Origin of the sequence: Rhizobium terrae (assembly GCF_003425685.1) — a bacterium.
Taxonomy (GTDB): Bacteria; Pseudomonadota; Alphaproteobacteria; order Rhizobiales; family Rhizobiaceae; genus Neorhizobium; species Neorhizobium terrae.
Genome location: NZ_QJKM01000030.1, coordinates 1 through 26,673 on the forward strand (window position 1 = coordinate 1; position 26,673 = coordinate 26,673).

19 protein-coding genes and 3 pseudogenes are annotated in these 26,673 nt (G+C 60.3%); 3 read left to right on the top strand and 19 right to left on the bottom strand.

All coding sequences use genetic code 11. From position 1 onward, the window contains the following. Positions 1-440, bottom strand: a pseudogene (locus DMO26_RS31360) (transposase); the annotation flags it as partial. A gap of 350 nt (positions 441-790) precedes the next feature. Here DMO26_RS31360 and DMO26_RS31365 point away from each other — a divergent pair. Continuing rightward, positions 791-1,282, top strand: a pseudogene (locus DMO26_RS31365) (transposase); the annotation flags it as partial. Between the two features lie 29 nt (positions 1,283-1,311). Here DMO26_RS31365 and araD1 read toward each other — a convergent pair. Next, entirely contained in the window at positions 1,312-2,310 is a 999-nt protein-coding gene (gene araD1, locus DMO26_RS31370) for an AraD1 family protein (protein ID WP_117196253.1), read from the bottom strand. Positions 2,311-3,019: 709 nt separating this feature from the next. Between araD1 and DMO26_RS31380 the strand changes: the two genes are divergently transcribed. Then, positions 3,020-3,829 carry an IclR family transcriptional regulator gene (locus DMO26_RS31380; protein WP_162895151.1) on the top strand — a complete coding sequence of 270 codons (810 nt, stop codon included), beginning with the start codon at positions 3,020-3,022 and terminating at the stop codon, positions 3,827-3,829. A gap of 194 nt (positions 3,830-4,023) precedes the next feature. Here the strand turns inward: DMO26_RS31380 and DMO26_RS31385 are convergent, their stop codons facing one another. The 17 genes and pseudogenes from DMO26_RS31385 to DMO26_RS31465 all read right to left on the bottom strand — a co-directional run bounded on the left by DMO26_RS31385 (position 4,024) and on the right by DMO26_RS31465 (position 24,848). Next, entirely contained in the window at positions 4,024-5,460 is a 1,437-nt protein-coding gene (locus tag DMO26_RS31385; RefSeq protein ID WP_117196254.1) for an aldehyde dehydrogenase family protein, read from the bottom strand. A 463-nt stretch (positions 5,461-5,923) separates the two neighbouring features. Then, positions 5,924-7,720: an IlvD/Edd family dehydratase gene (locus DMO26_RS31390; RefSeq protein ID WP_117196231.1), complete on the bottom strand. Its 1,797-nt coding sequence runs from the start codon at positions 7,718-7,720 to the stop codon at positions 5,924-5,926. A gap of 648 nt (positions 7,721-8,368) precedes the next feature. Further along, a complete protein-coding gene (locus tag DMO26_RS31395) occupies positions 8,369-9,646 on the bottom strand; it encodes a TRAP transporter large permease (RefSeq protein ID WP_117196232.1) in 1,278 nt (425 codons plus the stop codon). Continuing rightward, positions 9,643-10,188: a TRAP transporter small permease gene (locus DMO26_RS31400; RefSeq protein ID WP_117196233.1), complete on the bottom strand. Its 546-nt coding sequence runs from the start codon at positions 10,186-10,188 to the stop codon at positions 9,643-9,645. Before DMO26_RS31400 ends, DMO26_RS31395 begins: the two co-directional genes overlap by 4 nt. Before the next feature lie 216 nt (positions 10,189-10,404). Then, positions 10,405-10,695: a DUF1330 domain-containing protein gene (locus tag DMO26_RS31405; RefSeq protein WP_117196234.1), complete on the bottom strand. Its 291-nt coding sequence runs from the start codon at positions 10,693-10,695 to the stop codon at positions 10,405-10,407. Between the two features lie 267 nt (positions 10,696-10,962). Beyond that, positions 10,963-11,466, bottom strand: a pseudogene (locus tag DMO26_RS31410) (Tn3 family transposase); the annotation flags it as partial. Between the two features lie 126 nt (positions 11,467-11,592). Further along, entirely contained in the window at positions 11,593-12,333 is a 741-nt protein-coding gene (locus DMO26_RS31415) for an AprI/Inh family metalloprotease inhibitor (protein ID WP_117196235.1), read from the bottom strand. A 130-nt stretch (positions 12,334-12,463) separates the two neighbouring features. Next, the gene (csgH, locus tag DMO26_RS31420) at positions 12,464-12,862 is read right to left on the bottom strand and encodes a curli-like amyloid fiber formation chaperone CsgH (protein ID WP_117196236.1); all 399 of its coding nucleotides are present in this window, start codon (positions 12,860-12,862) and stop codon (positions 12,464-12,466) included. Between the two features lie 10 nt (positions 12,863-12,872). After that, the gene (locus tag DMO26_RS31425) at positions 12,873-13,547 is read right to left on the bottom strand and encodes a hypothetical protein (RefSeq protein ID WP_205421289.1); all 675 of its coding nucleotides are present in this window, start codon (positions 13,545-13,547) and stop codon (positions 12,873-12,875) included. 49 nt (positions 13,548-13,596) lie between these two features. Beyond that, positions 13,597-14,088, bottom strand: coding sequence for a hypothetical protein (locus tag DMO26_RS31430; protein WP_117196238.1), 492 nt, complete (start codon positions 14,086-14,088; stop codon positions 13,597-13,599). 479 nt (positions 14,089-14,567) lie between these two features. After that, positions 14,568-15,734 (bottom strand): CsgG/HfaB family protein, encoded by a 1,167-nt coding sequence (locus DMO26_RS31435; protein ID WP_117196239.1) that lies wholly within the window; start codon positions 15,732-15,734, stop codon positions 14,568-14,570. Between the two features lie 50 nt (positions 15,735-15,784). Then, positions 15,785-16,360: a curli assembly protein CsgF gene (locus DMO26_RS31440; protein ID WP_117196240.1), complete on the bottom strand. Its 576-nt coding sequence runs from the start codon at positions 16,358-16,360 to the stop codon at positions 15,785-15,787. 183 nt (positions 16,361-16,543) lie between these two features. Next, positions 16,544-18,964 carry a beta strand repeat-containing protein gene (locus DMO26_RS31445; RefSeq protein ID WP_117196255.1) on the bottom strand — a complete coding sequence of 807 codons (2,421 nt, stop codon included), beginning with the start codon at positions 18,962-18,964 and terminating at the stop codon, positions 16,544-16,546. Positions 18,965-19,039: 75 nt separating this feature from the next. After that, complete coding sequence (locus DMO26_RS31450) at positions 19,040-21,199, bottom strand: beta strand repeat-containing protein (RefSeq protein ID WP_117196241.1); 2,160 nt, start codon at positions 21,197-21,199, stop codon at positions 19,040-19,042. A gap of 213 nt (positions 21,200-21,412) precedes the next feature. Continuing rightward, positions 21,413-22,405, bottom strand: a complete 993-nt coding sequence (locus DMO26_RS31455) for a TRAP transporter substrate-binding protein (RefSeq protein ID WP_117196242.1) — start codon at positions 22,403-22,405, stop codon at positions 21,413-21,415. A gap of 227 nt (positions 22,406-22,632) precedes the next feature. Continuing rightward, positions 22,633-23,643: a cupin domain-containing protein gene (locus tag DMO26_RS31460; RefSeq protein ID WP_117196243.1), complete on the bottom strand. Its 1,011-nt coding sequence runs from the start codon at positions 23,641-23,643 to the stop codon at positions 22,633-22,635. 260 nt (positions 23,644-23,903) lie between these two features. Then, on the bottom strand, positions 23,904-24,848 hold the full coding sequence (locus DMO26_RS31465; RefSeq protein ID WP_404947101.1) for a 2-hydroxyacid dehydrogenase: 945 nt from the start codon (positions 24,846-24,848) through the stop codon (positions 23,904-23,906). 544 nt (positions 24,849-25,392) lie between these two features. Here DMO26_RS31465 and DMO26_RS31470 point away from each other — a divergent pair. Continuing rightward, positions 25,393-26,520, top strand: coding sequence for an iron-containing alcohol dehydrogenase (locus tag DMO26_RS31470; RefSeq protein WP_226951482.1), 1,128 nt, complete (start codon positions 25,393-25,395; stop codon positions 26,518-26,520). Positions 26,521-26,673: the final 153 nt, after the last annotated feature.

Here is a 26,673-nt window from a genome sequence, read left to right on the forward strand (position 1 = left end):
GACCTTGCCGCTCTCTTCCCATGCCTTCAAAAGCAGATCGGTCTGTCGTTTGTCCTCGTTGGCTCGCCTGCTCAGCGGGTTCTTCAGCCAGGTGTAAAATCCGCTGGGATGAACCCGCAGAAGACGGCACATCGTTCGCACCGGAAACTGCAAGCGATGCAGAGCAATGAACGCGTACTTCGCTTTGCATCCCTGGCGAAATACGCGGCCGCTTTTTTAAGGAGGTTGCGTTCCTCGGTGACGCGAGCCACTTCCTTCTTCAGCCGCCTGATCTCCTCAGCCTCGTCGTCGCCCTTGGCGTTCGACGCCGCAAACTTCTTCTTCCATTCGTAGAGTGAATGCTGGCCGACGCCGAGACGCTGCGAAACATCCGCAACCGGATAGCCTCGCTCCGTGATCTGGCGTACCGCCTCACGCTTAAACTCTTCACTGAATTTGATTTGCTCATGATGCTCTTCTTGCCTCAAAATTAAGAAAGAAGGCGTCTACAAATCTCGGGGCTATTCACTTGGGCCGGGAGCCGTTCTCATTAAATTGGGAAGGGGCAGTGTGTAGTATAAAGCCGCACTCGTGCGCGCACTCAGGCGCGACACGGCCTTTCGCGGTCAATGTGTATTCGGCTGGCCGCCATACGGCTTGGCGCCGGTCGTTGGCAAAGTAATGTCAATTGTCAATGTTCTTGTCTTCGACCGTATAGATCCTGATCTGCCGGCCTTCTCGCCGGCAAGGGCATCAATGAGTTTCTGGGGAACCTTGTCCTCAATCAGGCAGCCCTGCGCCGTGATGGCGGCGCGGAAGGGAAGGCCGCGAGGCATCTCCAAGGGTGGCGCTTTTGACAGCTAATCGGTTGAGACCACCGAAAGCGGTGGAATACGCCGTTTTGACGCCGGCAAGAAGGTCATGGGACGCAAGTGCTATATCTTCGTCGACACGCTCGGCCTGCTGGTCGGCCTCGTCATCCGACGGCGCGCCGGCGGTCCTGAAATCCATCCTCCAACGCTGGCCGTGGTTGCGCCATGTCCTTGCCGATGGCGCTATGCCGGGCCGAAGTTGAAAGGCGCACTGCGAAAGGTCGGCAAGTTCACGCTGGAAATCATCAAGCGATCGGACAACATCAAAGTTTCGAGGTCTTGCCGCACCAATGGGTGGTGGAATGAACATTCGCCTAACTCGGCCGATGCAGGAGATCGCCAAAGACTTCGAGCGAAACATCTCATCCGCCGAGGCATGGGCCTTCATCGCCGATATCCGCCTCCTCACCAGAAGGTTTGTAAGACCTTAAAAATACGCATATCATTATGATTCAGACACTTAGAGCGACTTGATCGCACCGGGCTGAACCAGCGTCTTGCTGACCCGCGTTGCATTGACCAATGGACGGCCGAACAGCGGAATGTCGATTTCGAACACATCGCCTACTTTGACCTTAATCCCGTCACTAAACGACGCCACGGCGGTACCCAGGAAAATCGCGTGGACGTCGCCGGAGCGCAGCAGCTGGTTGTACTTGAAGTGATGAAACTCGATGTTTTCGATCGAGTGAGACATGTTGGCTTCACCGGTTGGGAAAGGCTTTTCCCAGATCGTCTCGCCACCGCGCAATATTCGTGCCGTTCCCTCAATGCTCTCCGGCAGTTGGCCAACGAAGACCTCCGGACCAAAAGCGCACTGCCGCAACTTTGCGTGTGCCAGATAGAGGTAGTTCTTCTTTTCCATTACATGGTCAGTGACTTCATTGCCGATGGAAAAGCCAATGCGATAGGGGCGATTGTCATCGCCAATGACATAAAGACCGACGATTTCTGGCTCGTCGCCTACATCGTCGGCGAAATCCGGTACATTCAGCGCCCCTCCCGGGGATACGACGATCGAGCCGTCGCCCTTGTAAAACCATTCCGGCTGCACACCGGCGTTACCGCTGGCAGGCTTACCGCCGTCGAGGCCCCATCTGAACATACGCATGGTTTCGTTCATGTCGGACTCGTCACCGGTTGAAGCCTTCTCGTGCATTTTCGAGCGCGACGAGGCACTACCGATATGGGTCAGTCCCGTGCCGGCAATCATCACATGGGCATCGTCAGGGTGATCGAGCGGCGGCAGCACTTTCCTGCCCGCGATTAACTGGTCATAATCATGCGACGCGCCCAAACCGTTCTGCTGGACTTCATCCTCAATGGAGCACCCTGCAGAAATGGCCTTCAATGCCAGTTCACGAATGCTATTGGGACCGTTCACCTGGCGCACTGAGCTACGGTCAACAAGACCAACGGCGCGAGAATCATCCGGGCCGATAAACTGGATTAGTCGCATTGTCTCACTCATAGAATGCCGGCGCCAGCGACCTGACTCCGGCGGTTTGTGACTAAGTGGCTACAGCACTCATGGCTGCGCGGGCCTTTTCGATCAAGTCGGGGTCGATCTGGCCTACAAACTGGGCAACCACGGGAGCAGCGCCTTCATGAACTCGCTTTTTAAGTGTGGCTAACCGCTGGCACGAAAGACGCATTAGACACACTCCACAACAGTGAAATGCGCCTCAGAATATTTCTCGCGGACTTCCAGTGCTTTCTGGTATTCGGGAGACGTATCAGGCCATCGCAGTTTCGAAATCTGCGAACTTAATCACGGCGAGACGGTTGGCCGCTGGACCTTCCATTATTCCGCTTCTGCTGCGCGGACGATGAATTTGGCATCATACTTATCGAAGGCAGCCTTGTTCAACGCAATGCAATCTTTATACTCCTCTTAATTAGCAATATCGACCATTGTCGAGCCAATAACCCTTTTTAGCCACGCATATTCCTCCATTGGCAATGTCCGAAAGACTGCACACTTTATAAATCAGCGCCGCACAGGCTGCTGCGACAGTGTGCCCAGATGGTTACATTCGCTGCTGGCTGATATAGACACTTATTGTCCTTCCTAGTACGCAGACAATTATGCCTACAGTATGGACATTTTGTTCATGCTACTGCTAATTGAAGGGTACGCTGATGTCAAGGTCCGGATGGAGGTTCAAATGGCTGGAAAATTAGCTCTGGACGGAGATGCCGCTCGCGGCGGCAGCCAAGTTCAGGGTGCTGCTGCGTTCTCCAAGTTCATGACAGTCTTGCAGACGATCGCGGATGCTCCGCGCGGCATCGATATTGCTCAACTGATCAAGGACACGCCTTATCCGCGTGGGACAGTTTACCGTCTTGTGGCCGCCCTCGTTGCAGAAGGCTTGGTGATCCAATGGCGAGATGACGGTACGTACCGCCTTGGGCCGCGCCTGATCCAGCTTGCGTACAAAACGTGGGAAAATTCGGATCTGCGCACAATAGCGCGCGATTCGCTGATCTCGCTACGCGATGCAACGGACGAGGTCGTGCATCTTGCCGTGCCTAGCTCGAATAAGATGGTCTATATCGACAAGATCGAGGGCTCGAACAGGGTCCAGATGAAGACCAGTATCGGTGGCCAGGTCGAGCTACACTCGACCTCCGTAGGCAAGGCGTGGCTCTCGGGCCTCACCGAGGATCGCCTCAATCAGGTTCTCTCTGAACTGACGCTCAAGCGGCATACTGAGAACACTTTCACCGAACCTGACTTGCTGCGCAAAGAGCTGATCAAGTCGCGCTCCCAAGGCTACGCAGAGGACAACGAAGAGAACGAACCCGATATCCGTTGTGTCGGGAGCCCCATTTTCAACAGGTCCGGCGAGCCTATCGGGGCCATTAGTATAAGCGTCCCGGTATACCGACTGGATGCTCGGCGGCATGCGCACATTGCAGGCCTTGTTGTTCGGGCAGCCAAGGATATTAGCACACAGCTTTCGACTATCGTCTAATCTCCGGTAAAGCTTCAAGCCTGACCGACGCGCCAGTGCTGAAAGTTCCCACACTTTTGGGCGATGGCGATGACGCTCGCCAGACCCCGCGTCAGGCCGTCTGTCAGATCTGTTGTAGATCGTTTTTTCGGACCTCATGCGGGTGCTGAACTCCCTCTCCCTCGGGCATGGAACCTGTTGGCGGCTTTCGCCCATCAACCAGCCAGTGTGTAGCTGGTCTTCACCACGGTGAAGAACTCCGCCGCATATTTGCCCTGCTCGCGCGGGCCATAGCTTGAACCCTTGCGACCACCGAAGGGAACATGGAAGTCAACTCCGGCGGTCGGCACATTGACCATTACCATGCCCGCTTCGGAGTTGCGCTTGAAGTGCGTCGCATATTTCAGCGAAGTGGTGACGATGCCGGCCGAGAGGCCGAAATCGGTGTCGTTGGCGGTTATCAGCGCTTCTTCATAGTCCTTGACCCTGATCACGGCCGCCACAGGCCCGAAGATTTCCTCGCGGGCAATGCGCATGGCGTTCGTGGCTTCCGTAAACAGCGCCGGCTGCAGGAAATAGCCCTCATTGTTCCTCTTCACGCGCTCACCGCCGGATACCAGCCTAGCGCCCTCTGCCTTGCCGATCTCAATATAATCAATGTCCTGGCTGAGTTGGCTGGGATCGACCACGGGGCCAATCTCAGTGTCCTTGTCCAGCGCATCGCCGACGCGCAGATTTCGGGTGCGCTCGGCCAAGGCCTTTACGAATTCGTCGTGGATGCCTTCGGTGACGATGACGCGAGAGGTCGCGGTGCAGCGCTGGCCGGTCGAGAAGAATGCCGACTGCGCCACCGATTCAACGGCCACCTTGAGGTCCGCATCGTCCAGCACGACGGTCGGGTTCTTGCCGCCCATTTCCAGCTGGAACTTGCGGTTGTGCTCGATCGAAGCGGCGGCGATGCGCCTGCCCGTAGCCACCGAGCCCGTGAAGCTGATCGCGGTCACGTCCTTGCTGTCGACCATGGTCTGGCCAACCACCGATCCCCTGCCCATCACAAGGTTCAGCACGCCTTTGGGCAAGCCGGCGCGCGCCAGAATATCGACAATCGCCCAAGTTGAGCCTGGCACGAGATCAGCCGGCTTGACGACAACGGTATTGCCATAAGCCAAAGCCGGCGCGATCTTCCAGGAAGGAATGGCTATGGGGAAATTCCACGGCGTAATGATGCCGATGACGCCCAGCGGTTCGCGGGTGATTTCGACACCCAGGCCCGGACGGACGGACGGCAAGATCTCGCCAGCGAGGCGCAGCACCTCGCCTGCAAAGAAATCGAAGATCTGGCCGGCGCGGGTCACCTCGCCTATGCCTTCCGGCAGGGACTTGCCTTCCTCGCGGCTTAGCAGTTCGCCCAGTTCCTGCTTGCGGGCCAGGATCTCATCGGCGGTCTTGCGCAGGATGGCGTGACGATCGAGAATGCCTGTACGCGACCAGGCCGGAAACGCCGCCTTCGCGGCAGCAATCGCCCGCTTGGTGTCCTCTTCCGAAGCGCGGGCATATACCCCCACCACGTCGTTGACATTGGACGGATTAATGTTCTCGACTGCGTCGGTCCCAACCCATTCGCCGTCGATGAGGTTTCTGTGCAGTTCCAACATATCGCAAATCTCTCGGTTAGTGGTGGGTCAGCGAGTAAACGAAAATCCTGGAGACGATTGGTGTTAGCTATGTCGCGCAGCAAATGGTTGGCGCAGGAAGTCCAAGGAAAGCATTCGGCAGACAAGATCACATTGTTCGAAAATGTCCCCGAGCTCGAGATCGAGACCAGACCGCCAGTCCTGTCAGTGAAATCCTTCTCTGGCCCCATGGCGATCTTTCACGCGTGCTGCTCGAAATTCCGCGGATGGAAAGCGCTCTTCGCTCCAAGGCGTGTAAGATTTCCCGTGACCTGGAATTCACTTCGAAGCGCTCACTCAGGCGCTGTCTTGTATGCTCCTGTATACGGTCGGGAATAGGATGGCGAAGGGTGCGCTTACGGGCATGACTTACTTCTTTCTGTGCGTCACCTTCCACGGTTCAGCCATGACGTTCGACAGGGGAAAGCGGTGGTTCGCCCGCTCAATGGTTGTTTCTTGGTACGCCTTTTTCCTGGGCCACCCGCTGGTACTTGACCGCCGGCTTCAGAACCATTCCCTCGGACAACTGGCCGATCATTGACCGCTGTATCTCCTGCCAGGGTGTCTGATGCTCCGGATATGCATAGCCGCCCTGGTTTTGCAGGTCGACGCGACGGCGCTTGATCTCGTCGTCCGACACGAGGATGTCGGCGGTGCCCTTGCGCAGGTCGATGCGTACCCGGTCACCCGTACGCAGCAGCGCAAGGCCACCCCCGGCCGCCGCCTCCGGCGATGCGTTGAGGATCGATGGCGACCCCGACGTACCGGACTGCCTGCCGTCGCCGATGCAGGGCAGCGAATGGATGCCCCTGCGGATGAGGTAGGCCGGCGGCTGCATGTTGACGACCTCGGCGCCGCCTGGGTAGCCGACCGGACCGGCGCCGCGCATGAACAGGATCGTGTGCTCGTCGATGCCTTCGGCCGGATCGTCGATACGGGCGTGATAATCCTCTGGCCCGTCGAAGACGACAGCCCTGCCCTCGAAGGCATCGGGATCGTCCGGGTTCGACAGATAGCGGTCGCGGAACTCGGCGGAGATGACGCTGGTCTTCATGATGGCGCTGTCGAAGAGATTGCCTTTCATATTGATGAAGCCGGCGTCCTTCTTGAGCGGGCTCGCGACCGGGCGGATCACTTGGGAATTGAGATTTTCCACCGTCGCACAGTTCTCACCGATGGGGCGGCCGTTGACAGTCTTCGCGTCTGGATGCGGCAAAAGGCCCGCCTTGATCAACTCCGCCACCACCGCCGGCACGCCGCCGGCATGGTGATAGTCCTCGCCCAGATATTCACCGGCCGGCTGGAGATTGACCAGTAATGGCACGTGATGACCGATCTTCTGCCAGTCGTCGTTGGCGAGCGGCACGCCGAGATGGCGGGCGATGGCGTTCAAGTGGATCGGGGCGTTGGTGGAACCTCCGATCGCCGAGTTCACGACGATGGCGTTCTCAAAGGCTTCCCGCGTCATGATGTCGGAGGGCTTCAGGTCCTCATGCACCATGTCGACGATGCGCTTGCCGGTTTGGTAGGCGATCTGGCCGCGCTCGCGATAGGGAGCGGGGATAGCGGCCGAGCCTGGAAGCTGCATGCCGAGCGCCTCGGCGAGGCTGTTCATGGTGGTTGCCGTGCCCATGGTGTTGCAGTAGCCGACCGATGGCGCGGAGGAAGCTACGAGATCCATGAAGCCGGTCGTGTCGATCTCGCCTGCGGCCAGCATCTCGCGAGCCTTCCAGACGATTGTGCCTGAGCCGGTGCGTTCGCCCTTGTGCCAGCCGTTCAGCATCGGGCCGACGGACAGCGCTATGGCTGGAATGTTGGCGGTGGCCGCCGCCATCAGCATGGCAGGCGTGGTCTTGTCGCAGCCGATGGTCAGCACGACGCCATCCAGCGGATAGCCATAAAGCAACTCTACGAGGCCGAGATAGGCGAGGTTGCGGTCGAGCGCGGCGGTAGGCCGCTTACCTGTCTCTTGGATCGGGTGGACCGGGAATTCAAAGGGAATGCCGCCGGCGGCCACAATACCCTCGCGCACGCGTTTGGCGAGCTCGATATGATGCCGGTTGCAGGGTGACAGGTCCGAGCCCGTCTGGGCGATGCCGATGAGCGGCTTTCCGGACTGCAGTTCTTCGCGCGTCAGCCCGAAGTTCAGGTATCGCTCCAAATAAAGCGCCGTCATGCCGGGATCGGCCGGATTGTCGAACCACTCGCGCGAGCGGAGTTTTGTCTTTGTCGTCGCCATTCAAGGAGCTTTCTTGTTTTCGAGCCTGGAGACGCCGGATCAGCCCCCTGCCGATCCGGCGCCATGCCTTGGTTCAGCGTCGCCCACGTTTCGGACCGTATGGGTGCCACGAAAGCCTGGGGAATGACGCTGCATGTCAACGCCGCCTGATCTTGCCTCCCAAGTCAATCAACTCGACAATGAGTAACCACAATATGGACAATTTGTCCGTATTATTGATAGACATCGGCCTTGCTTGATGTCAAGTGTTAAGGCAGAGCGAAGATCTCGTATTAAGTTACCCTCGGCTCTGGGGTCACAGATCAAGCCGGCGCCGATTTCCTCCGTCAGCTACAAACGCCACCGCTTGCCGTTCCTCGTGCTTACTAGCGCGGGCAAATTTACCGGTGCCGCGGCCGCCGGCACGGCGATCCAATCACGCATGGCGGCAGGCTTCCGCCAGCATGCGCGCTGAAAGCGACCGTCTGCGGCTGATGTCTGTGAACGAAGCGTTCGGACCGCTGTACTTGATCAGGCCATTACCATCCCGCCCGGCTACGGCGTCATGGTGCTATCAGGTCCCGTCACCATTCTTGTCGGAACCCTGTGTCCATATGCGGAAAAGCCGTTGTCAAATGTCAGCCCACCTTCTCCGGATTGATTTGGGTTTCAATGGAGCCATCGTGCTGGCACGGTGACCAGGGCGGGGAAGAGGACGAGGAGCACGATGAGGGTCATCTGGGCCGCAAGGTAAGGCATGGCACCCTTTGTCGCCTCCTCCATTGAAACGCCGCTGACGCCGCAGACTGTGTTGAGGACCGTCCCGACGGGAGGGGTGATCATTCCGACCGCGTTGACCATCATGAAGATGACCCCGAAATAGACCGGGTCGATACCGGCGGCCTTGACGATCGGCATGAGGATGGGCACCAGAATGGTTATGCAGGGTGCGAAATCGAGCGCCGTACCGACGATGAAGACGGCCAGAACGATCATGCCCATCAGCAAGACCGGCGAGTCGATGAATGGACCGAGAAGACTGACGAGCTGGGCGGGCATGTTGGAAATCGTCAGCATGAAGCCGGAGATCATGGAGGCAGCCACCAACAGCATGATCACTGCCGTCAAGCGCCCGGCGGCGAGCAGCGCGTCATAGAGCAGCCGCGGTGTGAGCTCCCGATAGACAAACAGCCCGACGAACAGCGCATAGGCGGCGGCAACGACGCCGGCCTCGGTCGGGGTGAAGATGCCGAACCGTAGTCCGGCCAGGATGATCGCCGGCATCATCAACGCCCAACCGGCGGTCATGATGGTCTTCGGGAGGTCCCTGCGCGGTATTTTGGGCCGGATCGCCGTCGCTTCCTTTTTGGAGAGGAACCACCAGGCGGCCATGAGGCTCACCCCCATTAGGAGCCCTGGCACGATTCCGGCGAAGAACAGGCCGACGATGGAAATGTTTGCGGTGACGCCCAGGATGATGAACCCGACAGACGGCGGGATCACAGGGGCGATAATGCCTGTAGCCGACATCAGGCCCGAGGCTCGACCCATATGATAGCCCGCATCCCGCATCAGGGGGACCAGCATGACCGCGAGCGTCGCTGTATCCGCGATTGCGGAGCCGGAGACGCTGGCAAGCACCAGGCCCGTACCGATGACCACGTAACCGAGGCCGCCACGCAGGTGACCGACAAACGCCAACGCCACGCTGACGATGCGGCGGGAGAGGCCGCCGGCGTTCATGAGCTCGCCGGCAATGAGAAAGAACGGGATCGCCATCAGCGGATAGCTGTCAGCGCCATTGACCAGCCGCTGCGCCAGAATCTGTGCATCCAGATTACCCATCAGCATCATCATCGCGATGCCCGACAGCATCAGAGCGAAGGCGATGGGGACCCCGATGCCCATCGCACCAAGGAGGGAAACGATAAAGACCAAACCGCTCACGGTGCTTTCTCCGAAATAAGCGCGGGGGGCACGACGGGCAGCGGCTCGACATGCTCCACCCCCGACCAGGGGGCGGGCAGGATGCCGCGCAGCGAGCGCCAGAGATCAAGCAGGAGAATCAGCGCCATCAGGATGGCCGCGGCGAGCCCTGCGGCGTAGATGGCGCCCACGGGAATTCCCGACAGCGCCTGGACGTTGCCCCACTCGATGACGGTGAGTGCCCAGCTGCCCACCCCCAAGAGCCAGCAGCACCACAGCATCAGGCCGTATGAAAGAAGGAAGCAGACGAAGCGCGCCCCTCGAGGCAACCTGACGACCAAAGACTCGACGCCGAGATGCGCGCCCTTGGCCAGCGCCACCACGGATCCCATGAAGATGACCCAGACGAGGACTACACGGGATACTTCGACGGCAAACGGAATGCCCGAGCTGAAGCCATAGCGCAGCACGACATTCGTAAAGATCAGGAGGCTGATGACGACCATGCCGGCGACGACGAAGACGTCGAAAGCCTTGAATAGCCACCGCAACGGAGAAGACATGACTGCTCCCAGAAGGTTGTGCGCGCCTGCGACGGCCTTCGCCGCACTCTGACAAGGATCGGGCGACCGTCAGCCGGGCTTCCAGCTGCCGGCCGGGCGCGACACCCGGCCGCTGATGAAGGCAGGCCCTGCTGATGCGGTCGATCAGCGCGCAAGGGGTAGAGACGATGATCCCTCAAACCGGCATGGCAGAGGTCTCGGGCAAAGCTTGCGGTGTCAGACGCCTTCCACCACAGCCAGATGTACCTTGGCATGCTTCTCGCGGGCCTTGATCGCCGTCTGATACTCGGGAGAATTGTAGCAAGCGAGGGCGGTCTCGTAGTCCTTGAACTCGATGACTGCCAGGCGGTTCGCGTGTGGGCCTTCCATGACCTGGCTCGTTCCCGCGCGAACGACGAAGGCCGCCCCGTATTTGTCGAACGCTGCCTTGTTCAAGGCAATGTATTGCTTGTACCCCTCATGGTCTGCAATATCGACCATTGCAACCCAGTAGCCTTTTTTTGTCATCTACTCCCTCTCCCTACACAAATCCCCGGCCCCTCTCGCGGAAGGTATGGGTGGCCCGATGCGTTCACATTCGGAACACACGAGTTGCCTTTGATCCTCCTCGATCACGCGGCAATAACCGAAACGGCAATTTGACTACAATATGGACAATCTGCCCAAAGATGTGTATTCTCATCATGTCCCATTGTCAAGCTCGCAAGCACATGCACCATCAACCCCATTCAACTCCAGAACAAAACACACCGAGAGCTCGCCGCGCTCTGGGGTGACAAAGGCCGGTTTTGGCATGAGATGTTCGTCTATCGGCCGGAATGACCGGCTACCCTCGACCCAGATGTCTCGCGAATTCAGTCGGTCCCGCAAATGCGTAAGCGTCGCGATTTCGTAAAGCCGCCGATCCGGCTTTCCATCCTCGACGATCAACTTTTTTCTCGCTCGCGCCCAAATGGACCGACGGGCACGCGATCCGGCAAGATGCGACGCCCTTCCACATAAAGCATTTTTCAAAGTCGCGATCGCCGCGAGCAGCGGATCGTGCCGGCGACGCCAGTGGAACGTGAACGCCTGAAGGAAAGCTCCGGTGAACTTGCGGATATTCCCATGCCGCTCAGCGGCCAGCACCAAAGGCAAAGCGTCACTGCTTTCCACCATCGCCTCGAGACCAGGCTTGATCTGCGGCAGCCTATGCCAACCGACCTTCCGATTTACCATCTCGACTGCATCTTCGTCGGCGTCATTGGCGGCCTGCAGGGCCAAAATCGTATCAAGGAAGTCGCCAGACCAAAAATCTCAGCGGGTATTATTGTAGAGATTCCCACAGAGCCCTTCAGCGTACGATTTCGCACTGCTCTTGTTCCGACTCCCCTGATGGGAACAGTTGTCCACTGAACCGAAAGCTTAACTGCCCTGCTTGGGACAAGAGTTTTCGAAGGTGACGATGGCCCAGCGGTTCTGGCGCAAGGCCAGCTTTCGTATCCAACCGGTCCTCTCGCCGAACTTGGCGCGGCACCAAGCGCCGTCGGTCGCCATCAAGCACAGTTCGGTGGTGACGCAGGTTTGCCTCGGCACCACGCCGACCACCTCGGCGTCGTCGCGCGCCTCGGCACGGACGTTCAGGTTGACTACGACCTGCACGCTGGCGCGTTCGGCCGCGGGAGGCGCGGCTTGTGGCGCATCCACACACTTGCTGGTAAAGCCCGAATAGAAGCAGCCGCCGGCCCGCCTGGCAGCCTCGAGCATGGCCGCAGTGCCGGCAACACCTACCTTCTCTAAGATCAACGGAGAGCCCGATGCACTTGTTCCGCTAATCCGCCGCTGACTGCCGCCAAGACGGGCGATCACCGCGCCGGCGGCATTGAACAGGGTCATCTGACCCTCGCTGATGCCCCAGGATTTGACCAGAGCGGCCTCGCCGCGGCAGCCCCGTCCCTCGACAGCGAAGCGGCCGTTTGCATCAGCTTTCGAGTCGAGCACCATATTGCAGGTCGACGGAGGGTTGGAGTAGCGGGCATCGACGAGTTGCCAGCTGCCGTTGAATGCTTGGATGAACTGGTCTACGGATTGCGCCCGCACCATCGTGGCCAGCGACAACGCGCCGGCCACGGAAAACATGACCGTCAAAAATCTCGCTATTTTCATGACTCCCCTCCGTTATGGAAAAGTGGAAAATCAGGGAGAGGTTTGTCAAGTGACGCGTCGCGATTTCTATAGCAGTCGTTGGAGGTTTCACCAAAAACGAAGCGGCAGCCCCGGGGAGTACGAAAGGGGATTAGGGGCGCAACGACTGGTCCCAGGGCTCGCCCGACGAAACCTCAGCCTTGCCGACGACCCTGCCGCCATGCCGGAGAACCACCCTGACGGAAATGCGGTCGCCCTTGCCAAGAGACAGCGCGGTCCTGGCTATGTCCTGGGATTGGCCGGCAGAGAGATTCAGCGTGCGGTTCTGGCGCGTGGTCACTGTTCCCGAGTGGCCGGTACGGTCGATCTCAACCGAGCCCTCGATCTCGGCAACGTCAAAGCCGACTGCCGATGCGGTGATCTGAACACCGGCCTCCGTGGGCATGATGGCGATGGAGGGGACCGCAACGGCGCCTCCGTCCTGCGCCACCGCGTCGGTGGCACCGCAGGCGGCAGCAAGACCCATAACGAGTGCGGCTGCGTGGCGCATCGACGCGTCGCTAGAAACTGGTCTGGGCGATTGCAACCGTTCCCGGCGCCGTCGAGAACACCTGCATGCCTGTCACGCCGGCCGGGCTCAGATTGTTGCCGTTCTGCGTGATGGTCACGGAGGTGTTGGCAGCCACCGACGTGGAGAAGGTGTTGCCGTTGCCGTTCTGGATTATCTCGCCGCTCCCGCCAGGACCCACGGTCAGTGAGTTGGCATTGCCGCTGCCGTTCTGCACGATCAGGCCGGTCGCGCCACCGCCGACGGTCAGCGATGCATCGTTGCCATCGCCGATCTGCAGGACGGCGCCAAGGGAATCGGCTCCAAATGCGCTCAACTGAGCCGAATTGCCCAACGTCCCGCCAGCCGAATTGTCCTGGAGAAGAAGCAACTGACCAACGCCGCCTTCGATGGTCAGCGTCGCGGTGTTGCCCTGGCCTGTCTGAAGCGCAGACGGCGCGGTCACCTGGTCCATCCGGTACAGGTCGCCGACATCAAGCGCACCGGCGAGCGCCTTTTCGATCATCTGCTGCGTCGGGCCGGCGACAAGCGAGCCGGTGGCCTGCGACTGGTCTGATGACAGGCTGTTGCCCTCGAGCGCGCCAGGAGGGCTGGTCTGGATGATCTTTAGGACGTTGTTGTCGCCAGCAAAAGCTGGAAAGGCACCGAAGAAGAGGATGCCGGTCAATATAGCCTTGGATTTGCCGACCATGCGAACAACCCCTCTCCTAGAAACCTCACCAAGACGTCTGCGAGACGCTGAACATATTGCCGATCCCGAGCTGTGAAAACCCCACGACGTTATTTTTTCCGGTTTGGGTAACGACAACCTGGTTTGCCATGCCTGAAATCGAGGCTGTAAGCCGGTTGCCGCTGCCCTCCTGTGAGAAAGCGAAGAGATTGTGGCTCCCGGTGACGCTGGCGGTGATGTGGTTATCGCTTCCGCTCTGGGTGATCGAACCGGGTATCAGGCCAACCGAGAGGGCCACTCCTGCAAAGGACGCCCCATGCGGGCCGCCGTTGAAATCGCCCTCGATGTCGAGGTGGATCATGTTCGCCGCGCCGAGACCGTTGTGGACCTGGAGACCGGACACCGCATTGAAGCTGCCGTTCACGTCGAGCACAAGCGAATTGGACGGCCTGTCCTGATGCAGGATGACCAGTTCGCTACTGGCCTGGGCGGGTGCCGACGCCAGGACGCCGACAACAAGGACAAAACGCAGTTTCATTGTGACGGTCTCCTTGTGACATAGGGAGATCGTCGTAAGTGCGGATTAATATTCGGGCCGCGGGTTCGATAAAAGTCGAAGCAAAGTCGCTTTTGCCGGTCGGACCGAAGAGAACGTTCTGGCGTGCGAACGGGGCGGCGGCGGAGCCCGCTTGAGCCAACTGCGACATCTTCGTCGCGTCGGCCTGGCCAACGCTGGCCCGGTAGCGCTCTTAGGCAATGATGATGGAGTTGGTTATGCCGGTCTCGCCGATCCAGACCTCATTGCCGGGAATGATATGCCATTGCCGACCTTGGCACCAGCGTCGCATCACCTGCACGACAAGCAAAATGGCCAGAGGCCAATTGCTTCTCGGATCATGGGCCCCGCCCTATGGCCTTTAGTCGGCCGGCCTGGTGCGTTGCGTTTCAGCTAGACTGCATTGCACAGCCGTGATCGCATGGGTCCATGTCAACCAACGGTCGATCCGAACAGCACCGTCATCGCTTAAGCACTATCGAGGCCACATGGTCACCTTGCCGGACCGCCTTCGGTGTCGCGGCAAGGTCTGGCGCCGTTGCTGCGGCGGCGACCGCGGGCGAAGCCTCGGGAACAAACCCGTCCACGCCCGGCTCAAGCGAGCCGACCGTTTCGTCCGGCACTGCGGGAGGCGGAGCCACCGGTGCGGGCGCCGAGACCGGAGTCGGGCGACGCGGCGCAGCGGCTGTCGTCTCGACGACGTCCGCGGCGTTGCGAGTCTTGGGCGGTGGTACGATTTCAGCGGCCGCGGTCAGCTTGGCGCCGTACTTCTCGTTGCGATAGTCGGCGATCACCTCGCGCCCCGCATCCCGGTTCTCGAACGACCACACACCGAGTTCGGCGCCCTCGATGATTATGCCCATCACCGCCTTCTCGATGGCCTGCTGCACGGCGATCTGCTTGGGCTCGTTCTGGGTGATGCCAGCCTCAGCCTCGAGGATCTTGTCGAGGGCTATGTAGCGGAACGCACCGCCCTGAAGCGCGTGGGAGGCGATCATCTTGTGGACAGTGACGCTGGACAACACCTCGCCCGTGTTCGTCGAGACGGCTCGCAGCGTGACGGTCACGGTGTCCTGCTGCCATTTCGCATCGCCGCCGATGCCCAGATAGCGCGCGCCGATGCCGCCCGTCATGGTGTTGGTATCGTAACCGGTGATTCCGCCCTGGAGAATGATGCCCGCGTGATCGAGCGGCGGCAGGACGCGCGCGTCGATACGCTGCTCGTTGCGGTAGAGCCGCCGCATCTCGGTGACGATCTGCCGTTCCTTGAGAAGGTCGTCTAGACGAGCGCGGTCGAGCACCGTGAACCAGCGTTTCTCGCCAGCATCCTGCAACGCCTTGATCAGCATCGGAGCGCCGCCTTGGGTGACAGCCCGCGACAGGGTCTGGATGTTTTCGCGTTCCTTGTACTGGCCGGTAAGGTCGGGGAAATCGTAGACGGCGACGGTAATCCGCTTCGACGGAGCCGGGATCGTGCGCAGGCTGTGGCTTTGCTTCGTCACAGGCGTGTAAACTGGCTGTAGAACGCCTTCTGTCGGCACCGCCACGCATCCGCCAAGCACAGACACCAGTACGCCTACCAAGGCTGCCTTTAAGATTGTTGTCCCAAAGCGCCGGCCTTTCGGCATGTCGCCCTCCCGTGATGCCGCTGCCCGCACTGATACGTTCCGCGTCGAAATCAATTGAGCTGCGGGCTGAGCGATGTGCTCGTCGTGAGCTCGCCGCTCAGGGCGCCGGTGTTCAATCCGCCGGAAAGACCGTTGCTCGATCCGAGGGCGCCTCCGCTCTGCATTCGGGCATTCAGACCGTTGTTGGCTGTCACCAGCACGGGTACCACGATCTCGGTGACGCCTGTCGGGTCGGTAATGATCAGCCGGATCGAATCGAGGCTCCGCTCGAACGTGACGGTCGTGTCGCCGAATGTGACAGTACCCGAATCCTGCGGATTCTCGCCGAAGATCGCCTCGGTAACCTGGCTTGCGAGCGCCGAGAGCAGGCGGCTCTGGAGCTGGCGGACGAAGAGGTCCGCGTCGCTGGAGCTCGAGCCTGGATCCGTCGGCTTCGTATCCGCGGGAGGGGTGCGCGCCGTGGCTGTACGCTGGGCGTTGGCCAGGCCCATCAGGTGAGACGAGTTCAGCGCGTTGCCACCGAAAGAGGGATTGATCGGAGTGTAGATCATATCCTGAGCGGCCAAACCGCTCGCGGCGGCCAGGAAAACGCTACCGGCCAGAAGCGCCGAGCAAGTACTCTTCATTATCCCTTTTCCCCTTACCTTACCAATGAGACACACCATAACGGCGTTTCCTGCAAACACTTGCGGGCACTGTTTCCTCTTCCCTGCCGTTTTTCCCGGAACGGCATGTCAAGACAGCCAATGTGCCCGCGCCCGCCCTCACTGCCTTTTTCACGGGCAGTGAGGGCGGGCTGCCCGGCAACCCTACTGCGAGATGCCGATGCTGTTTGAGTTTCCGATTTGACTGAACGACGCGGCGTTGCCGTTCCCCGCCTGGACGACCGCAACCTCGTTGCCGGTTCCCATGATCGACCCGTCGATCGTGTTGCCGTCGCCGAGCTGCGCGAAGGCGAACTGGTTGTCGTTGGAATTCGGCGACAGAGCTGACCCGACCTGCAGCGCGATGGAATTCCCGGTGCCCAACTGGACAAGATCGCCAGGCGCCAGCAGGCCACCGGCCACTGTGGCGGACGACCATCCCGTCGAGAAGGCCGCCGCGGAGTTGTTGCTGTTACCGTGAATGCCGACCGTGATCGAGTTCAGTGCCGCCCCGAACACTGCCGAGTTCGTCTGGGATACATTGAGGACGTTGCTGCTTCCGTCGATCGTGGCTGTAAGGCTGTTCAGACCGACGCTGCCAAGTTGCAGCGCCGTAACGGCGTTGAGGTTTCCGTTGACGGACACGGCGGCCTCATTCGTTCCGACCTGGTCGACGGAAATCGTGTTGGCGTTTCCATCGACGTAGACCTCGCCGACATTGCCGAACGAGACGAGGCTGTCCTGGCTCAGGACCACCACATTGTCGTCGCTGCCGGGGGTCGAGCTTCCAATCATGATGGAGCCGGTATTCACGTCTCCTGTCTGGCTCAGCGTGACCTGGTTGGCATTGCCGTTCGCCTGCGCCACCGCATCGTTGAAGGTGCCGTTCTGATCGACGTCGAAGTCGTTGCCATCCCCGTACATCTCGATCAGGGCGCTGTTGAAGTCGCCCTCTTGGTCGAGCGTTGCGGCGTTGCCGGCTCCGATGATGAATACGTCGCCCTGGTTGCTGCCGTTCTGGTCGACCGCCACGTCGTTCGCGTCGCCCTGAATATCGACAGCCGCCGTGTTCGAGCCGAGCTGGGCGAGGGACACCGTGTTGCCGTTTCCATCGATGATGATCCCGGCCTCGTTGCCGGACGAGGCGAGGCTGTCCTGGTCGAGCGACACGACGTTGAGGTTTCCGGTGACAGACACCTCGCCCTCATTGCTGCCGTTCTGGTCGACCGCCACGTCGTTCTCGTTGCCGAGGATGTCGACGGTCCCGTAGTTGCTACCGATCACGCCCAGCTGGTCGAGCGAAGCCGTGTTGGCGTTCCCGTCAACGTAGATCTCGCCAACATTGCCAAACGAGGCGAGGCTGTCCTGGTTCAGGACCACCACGTTGTCGCTGCTGCCGGGGATCCGGTGCCCGACCCAGATCTCGCCGAGATTGGCGATTCCTATCTGGCTCAGCGCGAGTTCGTTGGCGTTGCCGTTCGCAAACGCCAACGCCTCGTTCCCCTCGCCAATCTGGGAAATGCCGAACTGGTTACCGTCTCCCAGGATATCGAGTTCGGCGCTGTTGACGTCGCCGTCCTGCGATACCGCGATCTGATTGCCGCTTCCGTCCACTGTACCGACGATCCAGTTACTCACTCCGTACTGGACGAAGCCGAACAGGTTGCCGTCGCCGGTCGCGACATAGCTTAGGTCGTTGCCTTCCCCGGTCTGGCGAATGCGCGACTGAGCCACACCTACTCCGAGGGCAGGCCCCGTCAGGGGACCGGAGATCGCACCATTGCCGTTCCCGGAGAATGTCAGCGTCGCAGTGTTGTCCTGCAAGCCAGTGTTGACCTGGCTCAGTTCGCGGATCTGGTTGCCATCGCCGCCGCCCTGCGTCACCGAGGCGATGTTCGTGCCGCCGCTTGAGGCGCTATTGGTCTGCGTCGCCGTGTAGACAAGCTGGGAATTGCCGGTCTGGTTGATGGTCAGCTGGTTGCCGAAGCCGGTCTGGTGCGCGCCACTGCCGTCATTGCGTGGGCCGCTGCTGGTGTTGCCCACGCGTGAGGACTGGCCGGTCTGGTTGATGATGACGTCGTTGGAACCGTCCGCGGCGCCGCCGGTGAAGGTCTGCCGCAGATTGGAGACGCGCGCCGACCAGCCGCCGTCCTGGGTGATCGTTGCGTTGTTGGAAGAGGTCGTCGCAGACGTGCCGCCATTCTGCTGCACCTCGAAAACGGCCTGGTTGGCGCCGCTCTGGTCGATTCGCAGATAGTTGGCGTTTCCGATCTGGTCGATGCCAAGGCCCGCCTGGTCGCCCGGCGCTCCTGCCCGGTTGATCTGGTTGCGCGGTGGGCTGTTGACGCTCGAATTATGCGTCTGGTTGATGATCAGCTCGTTGTTGGTACCGTCCTGCCGGATCCGTTGGGTCGTATAACCGGCCCTGTTGCCGACGGCCGAGCCGTTGGACTGGCCCTGGACGATGGAAGCGGAGTTGCCGCTGCCGATCTGGTCGATATAGGCCTCGTTCTCGCTGCCTGCGAGTGCCGTCCCGATGAGAAGCCCGACCGCCGTGGTGGTCGCTAATGTCAGCTTGAATGTCATCCCGTAACTCCTGTCACGCGGTTGAATGTCGCTCGGAGAGGTGGGCCGGCCGATTTCGCGACCGGCCGGTCGTGGTTACTGCGAGACGGAGAGGTTGTTCGAACCGCTGCCATCCTGAGTGAATGACGTCACGTTGTTCGAACCGCTCTGCAACACTGCAGCCTGGTTTCCATTGGAGGCGCCGGTATTGCCGACCAGGCCGGTGATGGAGTTGCCGCCGCCGATCTGGGCGAAGGCGAACTGGTTCATATTGCCGACGACGTGATAGGTCAGGCTATTGCCCAACAGCGACGAGGACGAGTCCTGAAGCGCCCTGCCCGCCACGAGCTGACCGCCAGAGGTGCTGACCAGCAGTCCCGCAGCACCGGTCATGCTGCCACCGCCGTTCGAATCCCCCTGGAAGCTTATGTTGACCGTATTGAAGTTGCCGATCTGGTCGATCAGCGCCTTATTGTCGTTGCCGATCACCAGCGCCTGCGCGTCGTTCAACGTGCCGGACTGGGCAATGCCAAGCTGGTTGCCGTTTCCGAGGATTTCGACGTAAGCGTTGTTGTCCGAGTCGTTCTGATCGAGCGAGACGCCGTTGAGCTCGCCGGTGACGAGCACTGTGCCGTTATTGCGGCCGTCCTGGCCGACCGCCAGGTTGTTCTGGTCGCCGTAGATGTCGACGAGCAGGTTATTGCCGTAGTCGCCGCCGAACACGCCGAGTTGGTCGACGGTGATCTCGTTGGCGCTTCCATCGACGAGGATTTCGGCGTTGTTGCCGAGCGAGAGCCCACTGTTCTGCGCCAAGTTCACCACGTTGTCGTCGCTGACGGACCGGTCGCCAATCACTATCTGACCGATATTCGTGCCGCCGATCTGGTCCAGGGTCACCTCGTTCCCGTCGCCGGTCGCCCGCGCTGCCGCCTCGTTATAGGTGCCGTCCTGGTCGATTTCGAAGCCGTTGTCGTTGCCGTAGATCTCGACCAGCGCGTTGTTGACGGCGCCCTCCTGAACGACCGTTGCGGCATTGTCGTTTCCAACGATGAGCACATTGCCCACATGGCTGTCGTTCTGGTCGACCGCGATCTCATTCGCGTCGCCCTGAATATCGACGGAGCTCTCGTTATACCCGACCACGCCGAGCTGGCTGACGGAAACCTCGTTGTCGTCTCCATCGACGAGGATCTCAGCTTCATTGCCGTACAAGGAGCTGGTATCCTGGTTCAAGACCACGAGGTTCCCGTCGCTGCCGAAGCTCCGGTCTCCGATCGCGATCTCGCCGATATTGCCATCGCCTGCCTGGCCCACCGCGACCTCGTTGGCGTCGCCGGTCACCCGCACAGTCACCTCATTATAGTCGCCGGACTGGTCGATGCCGGACTGGTTGTCGTCGCCGATGATGTCGATCTGCAGGCTATTGCCGTTGCCCGCCTGCTTGAGCAGGCCCTGCGTGACCGAGGACCTGGTGGCGACGAAGGAGCCGAAACCGGCATTGCCGTTGGAGTTGCCGACCTGCGACGCGTCCGCGATGTTGCCATCGCCGACCTGTGAGCTGTCGATCGCGTTGCCGTTGCCGTTCTGGCTGATGGCCGTCGCATTGCCCTGGCCGTTCTGGAGCGAGGTGCCGATGCGGTTGCCTTCACCGGTCTGGCTCAGGATGGCCTCGTTGCCGCCGCCAGTCTGGCTCACTCCCCCACTAACGGAATCGGCAGCGCCGAGGCCGATGATGTTGCCGCCCGCGCCTTCGCTGGTCTGGGTGATGTCCGCAATGTTGGCAGCACCCGAGACATGCGTCTGTGTGATTGCGGTGACCGTGGACTCGCCTGCAAGCCCGCCCGGAGCGGTCTGCTGGGTGACGGTTGCGCTGTTCAGCGTCCCCGAGCCGGTTCCGCTGCTCTGATTGATCTGGTTGACGCGGTTGCCATCGGAAAACTGGTTGATGACCAGTAGATTGTCGTTGCCGATCTGGTCGAGGCCGGTACCGCGGGTACCCACCTGGTTGCCATTGCCAGACTGTTCAATGTCGAAACTGTTGCCCGAACCGTTCTGGCTGGCCGCATTCATCGCGGTGCCGACTTCGTTGTCGTCGCCGGCTGCCTGCGACACCATGCTGGAGTTGCCGCTGCCCGACTGGGAGACGTTTGCGAAGTTGTCATCGGCCCAGGTCGGCGCGGACACCAACGTCATGGCCGTCGCGCCTAGTAGTGTCGAAGCGAAACGCTTCGATGAGAAGAGAGCGTTCTTTTTCATGATCTTGAGTATCCCCAACTGAGGTTTCAGAGGTGGCGATGCACCCGGACGCCGCCGGCCTGGAGCGCAGGAGCAACGTCCATGTTTGAACCGTGTCGTCTGCGACGAACCCTGCACGCGCACTGGCTGCGGCTTCGAACCAGATCAGACGCACTGTCCTTCTGAAGTTTCGCCGGAGCAGGCGAACCAAGCTCCGGCTCCACGAGATGACCTTTACTTGGCAACTGTAGCCATGGCCGAGCGCGCTTGCTCGACCAGGTCAACCCCGATCTTTTCGCTGTACTCTTTCACCACGGGAGCAACGCGCTCGGCCATGGCTGCGATCGCCTCAGGCGTGGGGCGGGTAATCTGGAAACCCTTCTTCTCGAGCGCCCCTTCCAGGGTGTCTGCCGCCTTGCGGGAAATATCACGCTGGAAAGCTGCCGATTCCTTCGCAGCTTCCATGACGCGTGCCTTGTCCTGGTCGGACAAGCTTCCGAACCACTTCTTGCTCGCGAGAAGAACAAACGGCGTATAGACGTGACCCGTCTTGGCCAGATATTTCTGCACCTCGTAGAACCTTGCGGTATCGATCAGAGCGTACGGCGTCTCCTGGGCATCGACGGCGCCATTTTCGAGGGCACTGTAAAGCTCAGGCCAGGGAAGCGGCGTCGGATTGGTCCCCAAAGCCGTCCAGGTCGCAATGAACAACGGGTTGGGAATGACGCGGATGTTGATCCCGGCCATATCCTTCACCGTGTTTATGGGGCGAACCTTGTTGGTCATGTGGCGGAAGCCATTGTCCCACCAGGCTAGACCAACAATGCCGGTCTTCTCTTGCAGCCTTGCAAACAGCTGCTCGCCGACCGCGCCGTCCATGACGGCATCCGCCGCGGCGAAGTCCCTGTAGAAGAACGGAAGGTCGTAGACCATAAACTGCGGAACGACGCCAACCAAGTTCGGCGTAGGCCCGACCATGATGTCGATAAAGCCCGCCTGCACCGACGCCTGCATCTCGGGCTCACTGCCGAGCACGCCGTTGCCGAAAGTATCGATCTTAATGCGCCCGCCGGTCTTTTCTTCCACCAGCTTCGCAAAATGGCGCGAAGCCTGTCCGACCGGATGGTCTTCTGTAGGCACATAGCCCAGGCGCGGATTCTGAGCCATGGCCGGAGCGGCGGCCAAAAAGCCTCCCAGAAGTGCTGCAGTTAGAAGCAATGCTTTCATAAGTTTCTCCTCCCAAAGAATGGTTCACACGAACCAGGATGCAGGAACTGTCACCAATCGAAGGAACAGGACCGGCAATACGAACTTTCACCCTTAACCATCGAAGCGAAAGGTATGCTGCTGAGTTGATGACCGCGTTGAGCGCTGCGCCGGACGACGCGTGCGACTTCTGCGCAGGTGGACGGGACCAGCGGCCCGCCCTCGATGAGGACGGGCCATCGGCAAGCTCAATCGAGCCAGCCCTTGCCCGAGATCGGGGGTACCGGCGGATTGGGCTGCGACGGAGTCGGCGGCCAGTTATGCGTGCCGGCTGGGAAGGGATTAATGGCAATCCGCGTGTCGTTCCCCGGGCAATAGTTCGCTGCAGAATGCCAGCGGCCGGCCGGGACATAGACGATATCACCAACTTCCGAGACGAAGGGGTCCACACCTTCGAGGTTGTACTGGATCTGGCCTTCCATGATGAACCAGAACTCACCATAGTTGATGTGCCTGTGGCCGAGCGCCGTGGGGGGCTGCATATTGCAGTTGAACGCCTGGCCGCGGATTGCGTTCACGAACAGGCCAGGAGAGGTCACGAACTGGAACGCACCGGGCTGAGCGACGAAATTCCTGTGCTGCACGTTGGTCACCAGTGCAGTGCCGTTCGTGGAATAGTTGCTAAGAGCCTCCGCTCCCGGATCCTGCCGCGTCAATTGCCAGGTGAAGCCCGACTGCGGCTTCGGCAGGGTGGACGATGCCTCCGGGTAGGTGATCCTCGCATCCGCGGTGAAAACCTCGAAAGTCAGGGATGGCACCGCGCCGACATTCTTCATCTGGAACTGCGTGCGCGCGGGCACCTGGACCATGGAGCCCTTGGTGGCGACGAACGTGTTCGCGGTAGCCGTCGTATTCCCGATCGTGAACTCGACCTCGCCCTCCCAGACGATGAAGGCCGCTCGGGTGTCCGATATGAACATGGCCGGCGACTGGTCACCGACCGCCAACTGCACCCACGAAGCCTGCAGGTGCGCGTCGCTGACGACCTGCTCGTGCCAGGTCTTGGACTGGTTGGCGGGAGAAATCTTGGCGCGGACTTCGGCGATGGTCGTGCGCGGCTTGTTCGGCGCCTTGTATGGAGCCAGCGCCACCGGCTTAGGCGTCCAGGTGAATACGGTCTGTGCCAGCGCGCCGGTTCCCGATACCGCCCCGATCGCCAGCGCGGCCGCCATGATCAATCCATTCTTCCATAAATTCATGACAGTTCCTCCTCCTCAATATGCTTGATCGATGGAAACATCGCGACTTTGACCCAACCCTCCCAAGAGCCGACCGATCATAAAGTCTATAATATGGGCACGATGTCCAATGACATATGATGGGCAGACAATTAACGGATTGTCAACGCCTTACTGCCGCACTTCCGAACCCGGCGATCAGATGCTTCCTGTTGGGTTAACGTCATGGCTGACGCCTTCGGTTGAGGACGTAGAGACCTCGGCGGCAGCCCGAATTTCGGCTATTGCACGGGCGTTATCGCCGCTCCACTCTCAAACCAGGCGATGACGTTCTGTGCCACCAGGTCCGCCATTGCGGTGCGCGTGCTGACCGACGCCGAACCGATGTGCGGCAGGATCGTCAGGTTATCGAGCGCCAGCATGTCGTCGGAGACATTGGGTTCATCCGCTAGTACGTCGAGACCGGCCGCCGCGATGGTTCCTGTACGCAGAGCAAAGATCAGCGCGTCCTCGTCAACCACGGTTCCGCGACCCACATTGATGAACACGCCGTCAGGCCCAAGCGCGGACAGCACCTCGGCATTCACGCTCTTCGCGGTCGAAGGGTCGCCGGGAACGATGGAGATGAGCACGTCAACAGCGCTGGCGAGTCCGACCAGCGAGGGAAAGTAGTCGTATGCCACTCCGACCGCCGGGCGCCGGCTGTAATAGGAGACGGGAAGTCCGAATGCTTCGATCCGCCGGGCGATGCAGCGCCCGATCCGCCCCATCCCGTAGATGCCGACCTTGCGGTTGCGCAGCGTCAGCCGGCTGAGCGGATACTCCGAGGATTTCCATCGGCCCTCGCGAACGAAGGTCGTGGCTTGGGGTATCTCCCGGATGACGCTGATAAGCAGCCCCAGTGTAAGATCGGCGACCTCCTCGTTCAGGACATCAGGGGTATTCGTGACGACGATGTTTCTGGTGTTTGCATAGGCGGCATCCACCGCGTCATAACCGACGCCGTAGCTTGCGATGATTTCGAGGTTGGGAAGGGCGTCGATGAACTGCCGATCGATTCTGGCGCGACAGGCTACGCCACGAATCGAAGTCCGAACCTCTTGGGACAGGTGGCCTTGTAGGTCGCAATCGGGGATTTCGACTAGGTTGCAATGCGTTCCGAGCATGCGCCGGGCATGTTCGTGCATCCAACCAGGTATCAGCACGGTGGCGGCGGATTTCGACAAGGCTCTTCCTTCCGTTGCAGGTATGTCACTGCTGATGCGATTTGCCACATATCAACCGCTGGTTATCACGCATCAGAACTCTGAATTTGCACAATGGGCCAGATGCGGGAGCACAGGCATGATGACCGTCCCATTGGAGAGATGGTCTCCTGTTGCGCGTTGCATCGTCTGTCTGGACGTCGAACAAGCCCTGGGGCCGCAAATTCGCAGCTCCGCCGGTCAATTTCCCCCACGAAAGACAAGTCGACGGTCGCTGCCTATTTTCCGACGGTCAACCCGTTTGACCAGATTGTGGTCATTATGTCCACTATTTGTCAATAGGCACACGTGCCCTCCCTGTCAAGGTGGACATCGCAACGCAACCAGAAGGTGGAGCTTGACAAGCGTAATGTTCCGTCTACAGATGTTTGGGCATTATGCCCAATATATGGACGAGATAGTGACGCGGCCGCGTGTTCGTGTGCGGCGGTTGCTTGAAACGTGTCGAATGTCAGACGGTAGCTGCAGCGGTGCAGGTGGGTGGAATATCAAGGAGAGTGGCAACGTGGATACTATAACTTACCTTACAAACATCAATTTCGGACTTGGATCGTCCGATTCATTGGCAGATATACTGCGCGAGTTCGGCGTATCGCACCCGCTGGTGATCAGCGACCATGGCATCAAGGCTGCCGGCCTGCTGGATCGTCCGGGCTTCGCATTCCTGAAGACGGCGCCGGTTTTCCTGGACGTCCCCACCAACCCGACGGAGCGCGCGGTAGCCGCTGGTCTCCAGCTATACAGGCAAGGTGGCTGCGACGGCGTGGTGGCGATCGGCGGGGGCTCTCCGATCGATCTGGCCAAGGGCGTGGCGCTGCTGGCCACGCATGAGGGCGAGCTCGAGCGGTACGCGGCGATCCTCGGCGGCGTGGCACGCATCACAAGCGCCGTGGCGCCGCTCGTGGCCATCCCGACAACGGCCGGGACCGGTTCCGAAGTCGGGCGCGCGGCGCTCATCACGCTGGATGACGGCCGGAAGCTTGGTTTCATCAGTCCGTTCCTGATCCCACGCAGGGCGGTCTGCGACCCGGCATTGACGATGGGGCTTCCTCCGGGTCTGACGGCCGCGACAGGGCTCGACGCGCTGTCGCATTGCATCGAGACATACCTTTCCCCGCGCTACAATCCGCCTGCCGAGGCGATTGCCACCGACGGTTTCAAACGCATCTGGAAGGCTCTGCCTATCGCCTATGCAGATGGCGCCAACGCGGAGGCGCGGACCGAGCTGATGATGGGCGCCCTCGAAGGGGGCATGACGTTCCAGAAGGGTCTCGGGGCCGTCCATGCCCTCAGCCATGCACTGGGCGGCCTCAAGGACGCGAAGCTTCATCACGGAACTCTCAACGCCATCCTAATGCCGATCGTCCTTCGGTGGAACGTGGAAATTGAAGCCGTGGCCAAGAAGGTCAGCCACCTCGAGAGGCTGGCGGAACTTGAAAGGACCACGCTCGCGGACGCACTGGACGAGTTGAACCGTAGGTTGGGAATTACGCCCAGACTGTCCGAGTTGGGCGTGACCCGACAGGTCATCGATTGGGTTTGTGAGCGAGCCCTTGCAGATCACAGCCATCCCACCAATCCTCGTCCGCTGAACAAGGAAGACTACGCTGCGATTCTTGAGGCAGCCTTCTAGGCTGTGAACCCTCAGAGAATGAGCGAGGAGGTCAGTTCGTGAGATCGATTTTGATCGTAACGGGCGCGAGCCACGGCATCGCTGCCGCAATGGCTTGGCTGTTCGCCGCCGAAGGCTACGATGTCTGAATAAACTACTTCTCAGACACCGCCG

Bases quoted from the DNA above. Each gene is read 5' to 3' on its own strand.
- DMO26_RS31460 (WP_117196243.1), bottom strand. From the start codon at position 23,643: ATGAATTTATGGAAGAATGGATTGATCATGGCGGCCGCGCTGGCGATC.
- DMO26_RS31445 (WP_117196255.1), bottom strand. From the start codon at position 18,964: ATGACATTCAAGCTGACATTAGCGACCACCACGGCGGTCGGGCTTCTC.
- DMO26_RS31455 (WP_117196242.1), bottom strand. From the start codon at position 22,405: ATGAAAGCATTGCTTCTAACTGCAGCACTTCTGGGAGGCTTTTTGGCC.
- DMO26_RS31450 (WP_117196241.1), bottom strand. From the start codon at position 21,199: ATGAAAAAGAACGCTCTCTTCTCATCGAAGCGTTTCGCTTCGACACTA.
- DMO26_RS31380 (WP_162895151.1), top strand. From the start codon at position 3,020: ATGGCTGGAAAATTAGCTCTGGACGGAGATGCCGCTCGCGGCGGCAGC.
- DMO26_RS31430 (WP_117196238.1), bottom strand. From the start codon at position 14,088: ATGAAACTGCGTTTTGTCCTTGTTGTCGGCGTCCTGGCGTCGGCACCC.
- DMO26_RS31440 (WP_117196240.1), bottom strand. From the start codon at position 16,360: ATGAAGAGTACTTGCTCGGCGCTTCTGGCCGGTAGCGTTTTCCTGGCC.
- DMO26_RS31390 (WP_117196231.1), bottom strand. From the start codon at position 7,720: ATGGCGACGACAAAGACAAAACTCCGCTCGCGCGAGTGGTTCGACAAT.
- DMO26_RS31435 (WP_117196239.1), bottom strand. From the start codon at position 15,734: ATGCCGAAAGGCCGGCGCTTTGGGACAACAATCTTAAAGGCAGCCTTG.
- araD1 (WP_117196253.1), bottom strand. From the start codon at position 2,310: ATGCGACTAATCCAGTTTATCGGCCCGGATGATTCTCGCGCCGTTGGT.
- DMO26_RS31405 (WP_117196234.1), bottom strand. From the start codon at position 10,695: ATGACAAAAAAAGGCTACTGGGTTGCAATGGTCGATATTGCAGACCAT.
- DMO26_RS31400 (WP_117196233.1), bottom strand. From the start codon at position 10,188: ATGTCTTCTCCGTTGCGGTGGCTATTCAAGGCTTTCGACGTCTTCGTC.
- DMO26_RS31415 (WP_117196235.1), bottom strand. From the start codon at position 12,333: ATGAAAATAGCGAGATTTTTGACGGTCATGTTTTCCGTGGCCGGCGCG.
- csgH (WP_117196236.1), bottom strand. From the start codon at position 12,862: ATGCGCCACGCAGCCGCACTCGTTATGGGTCTTGCTGCCGCCTGCGGT.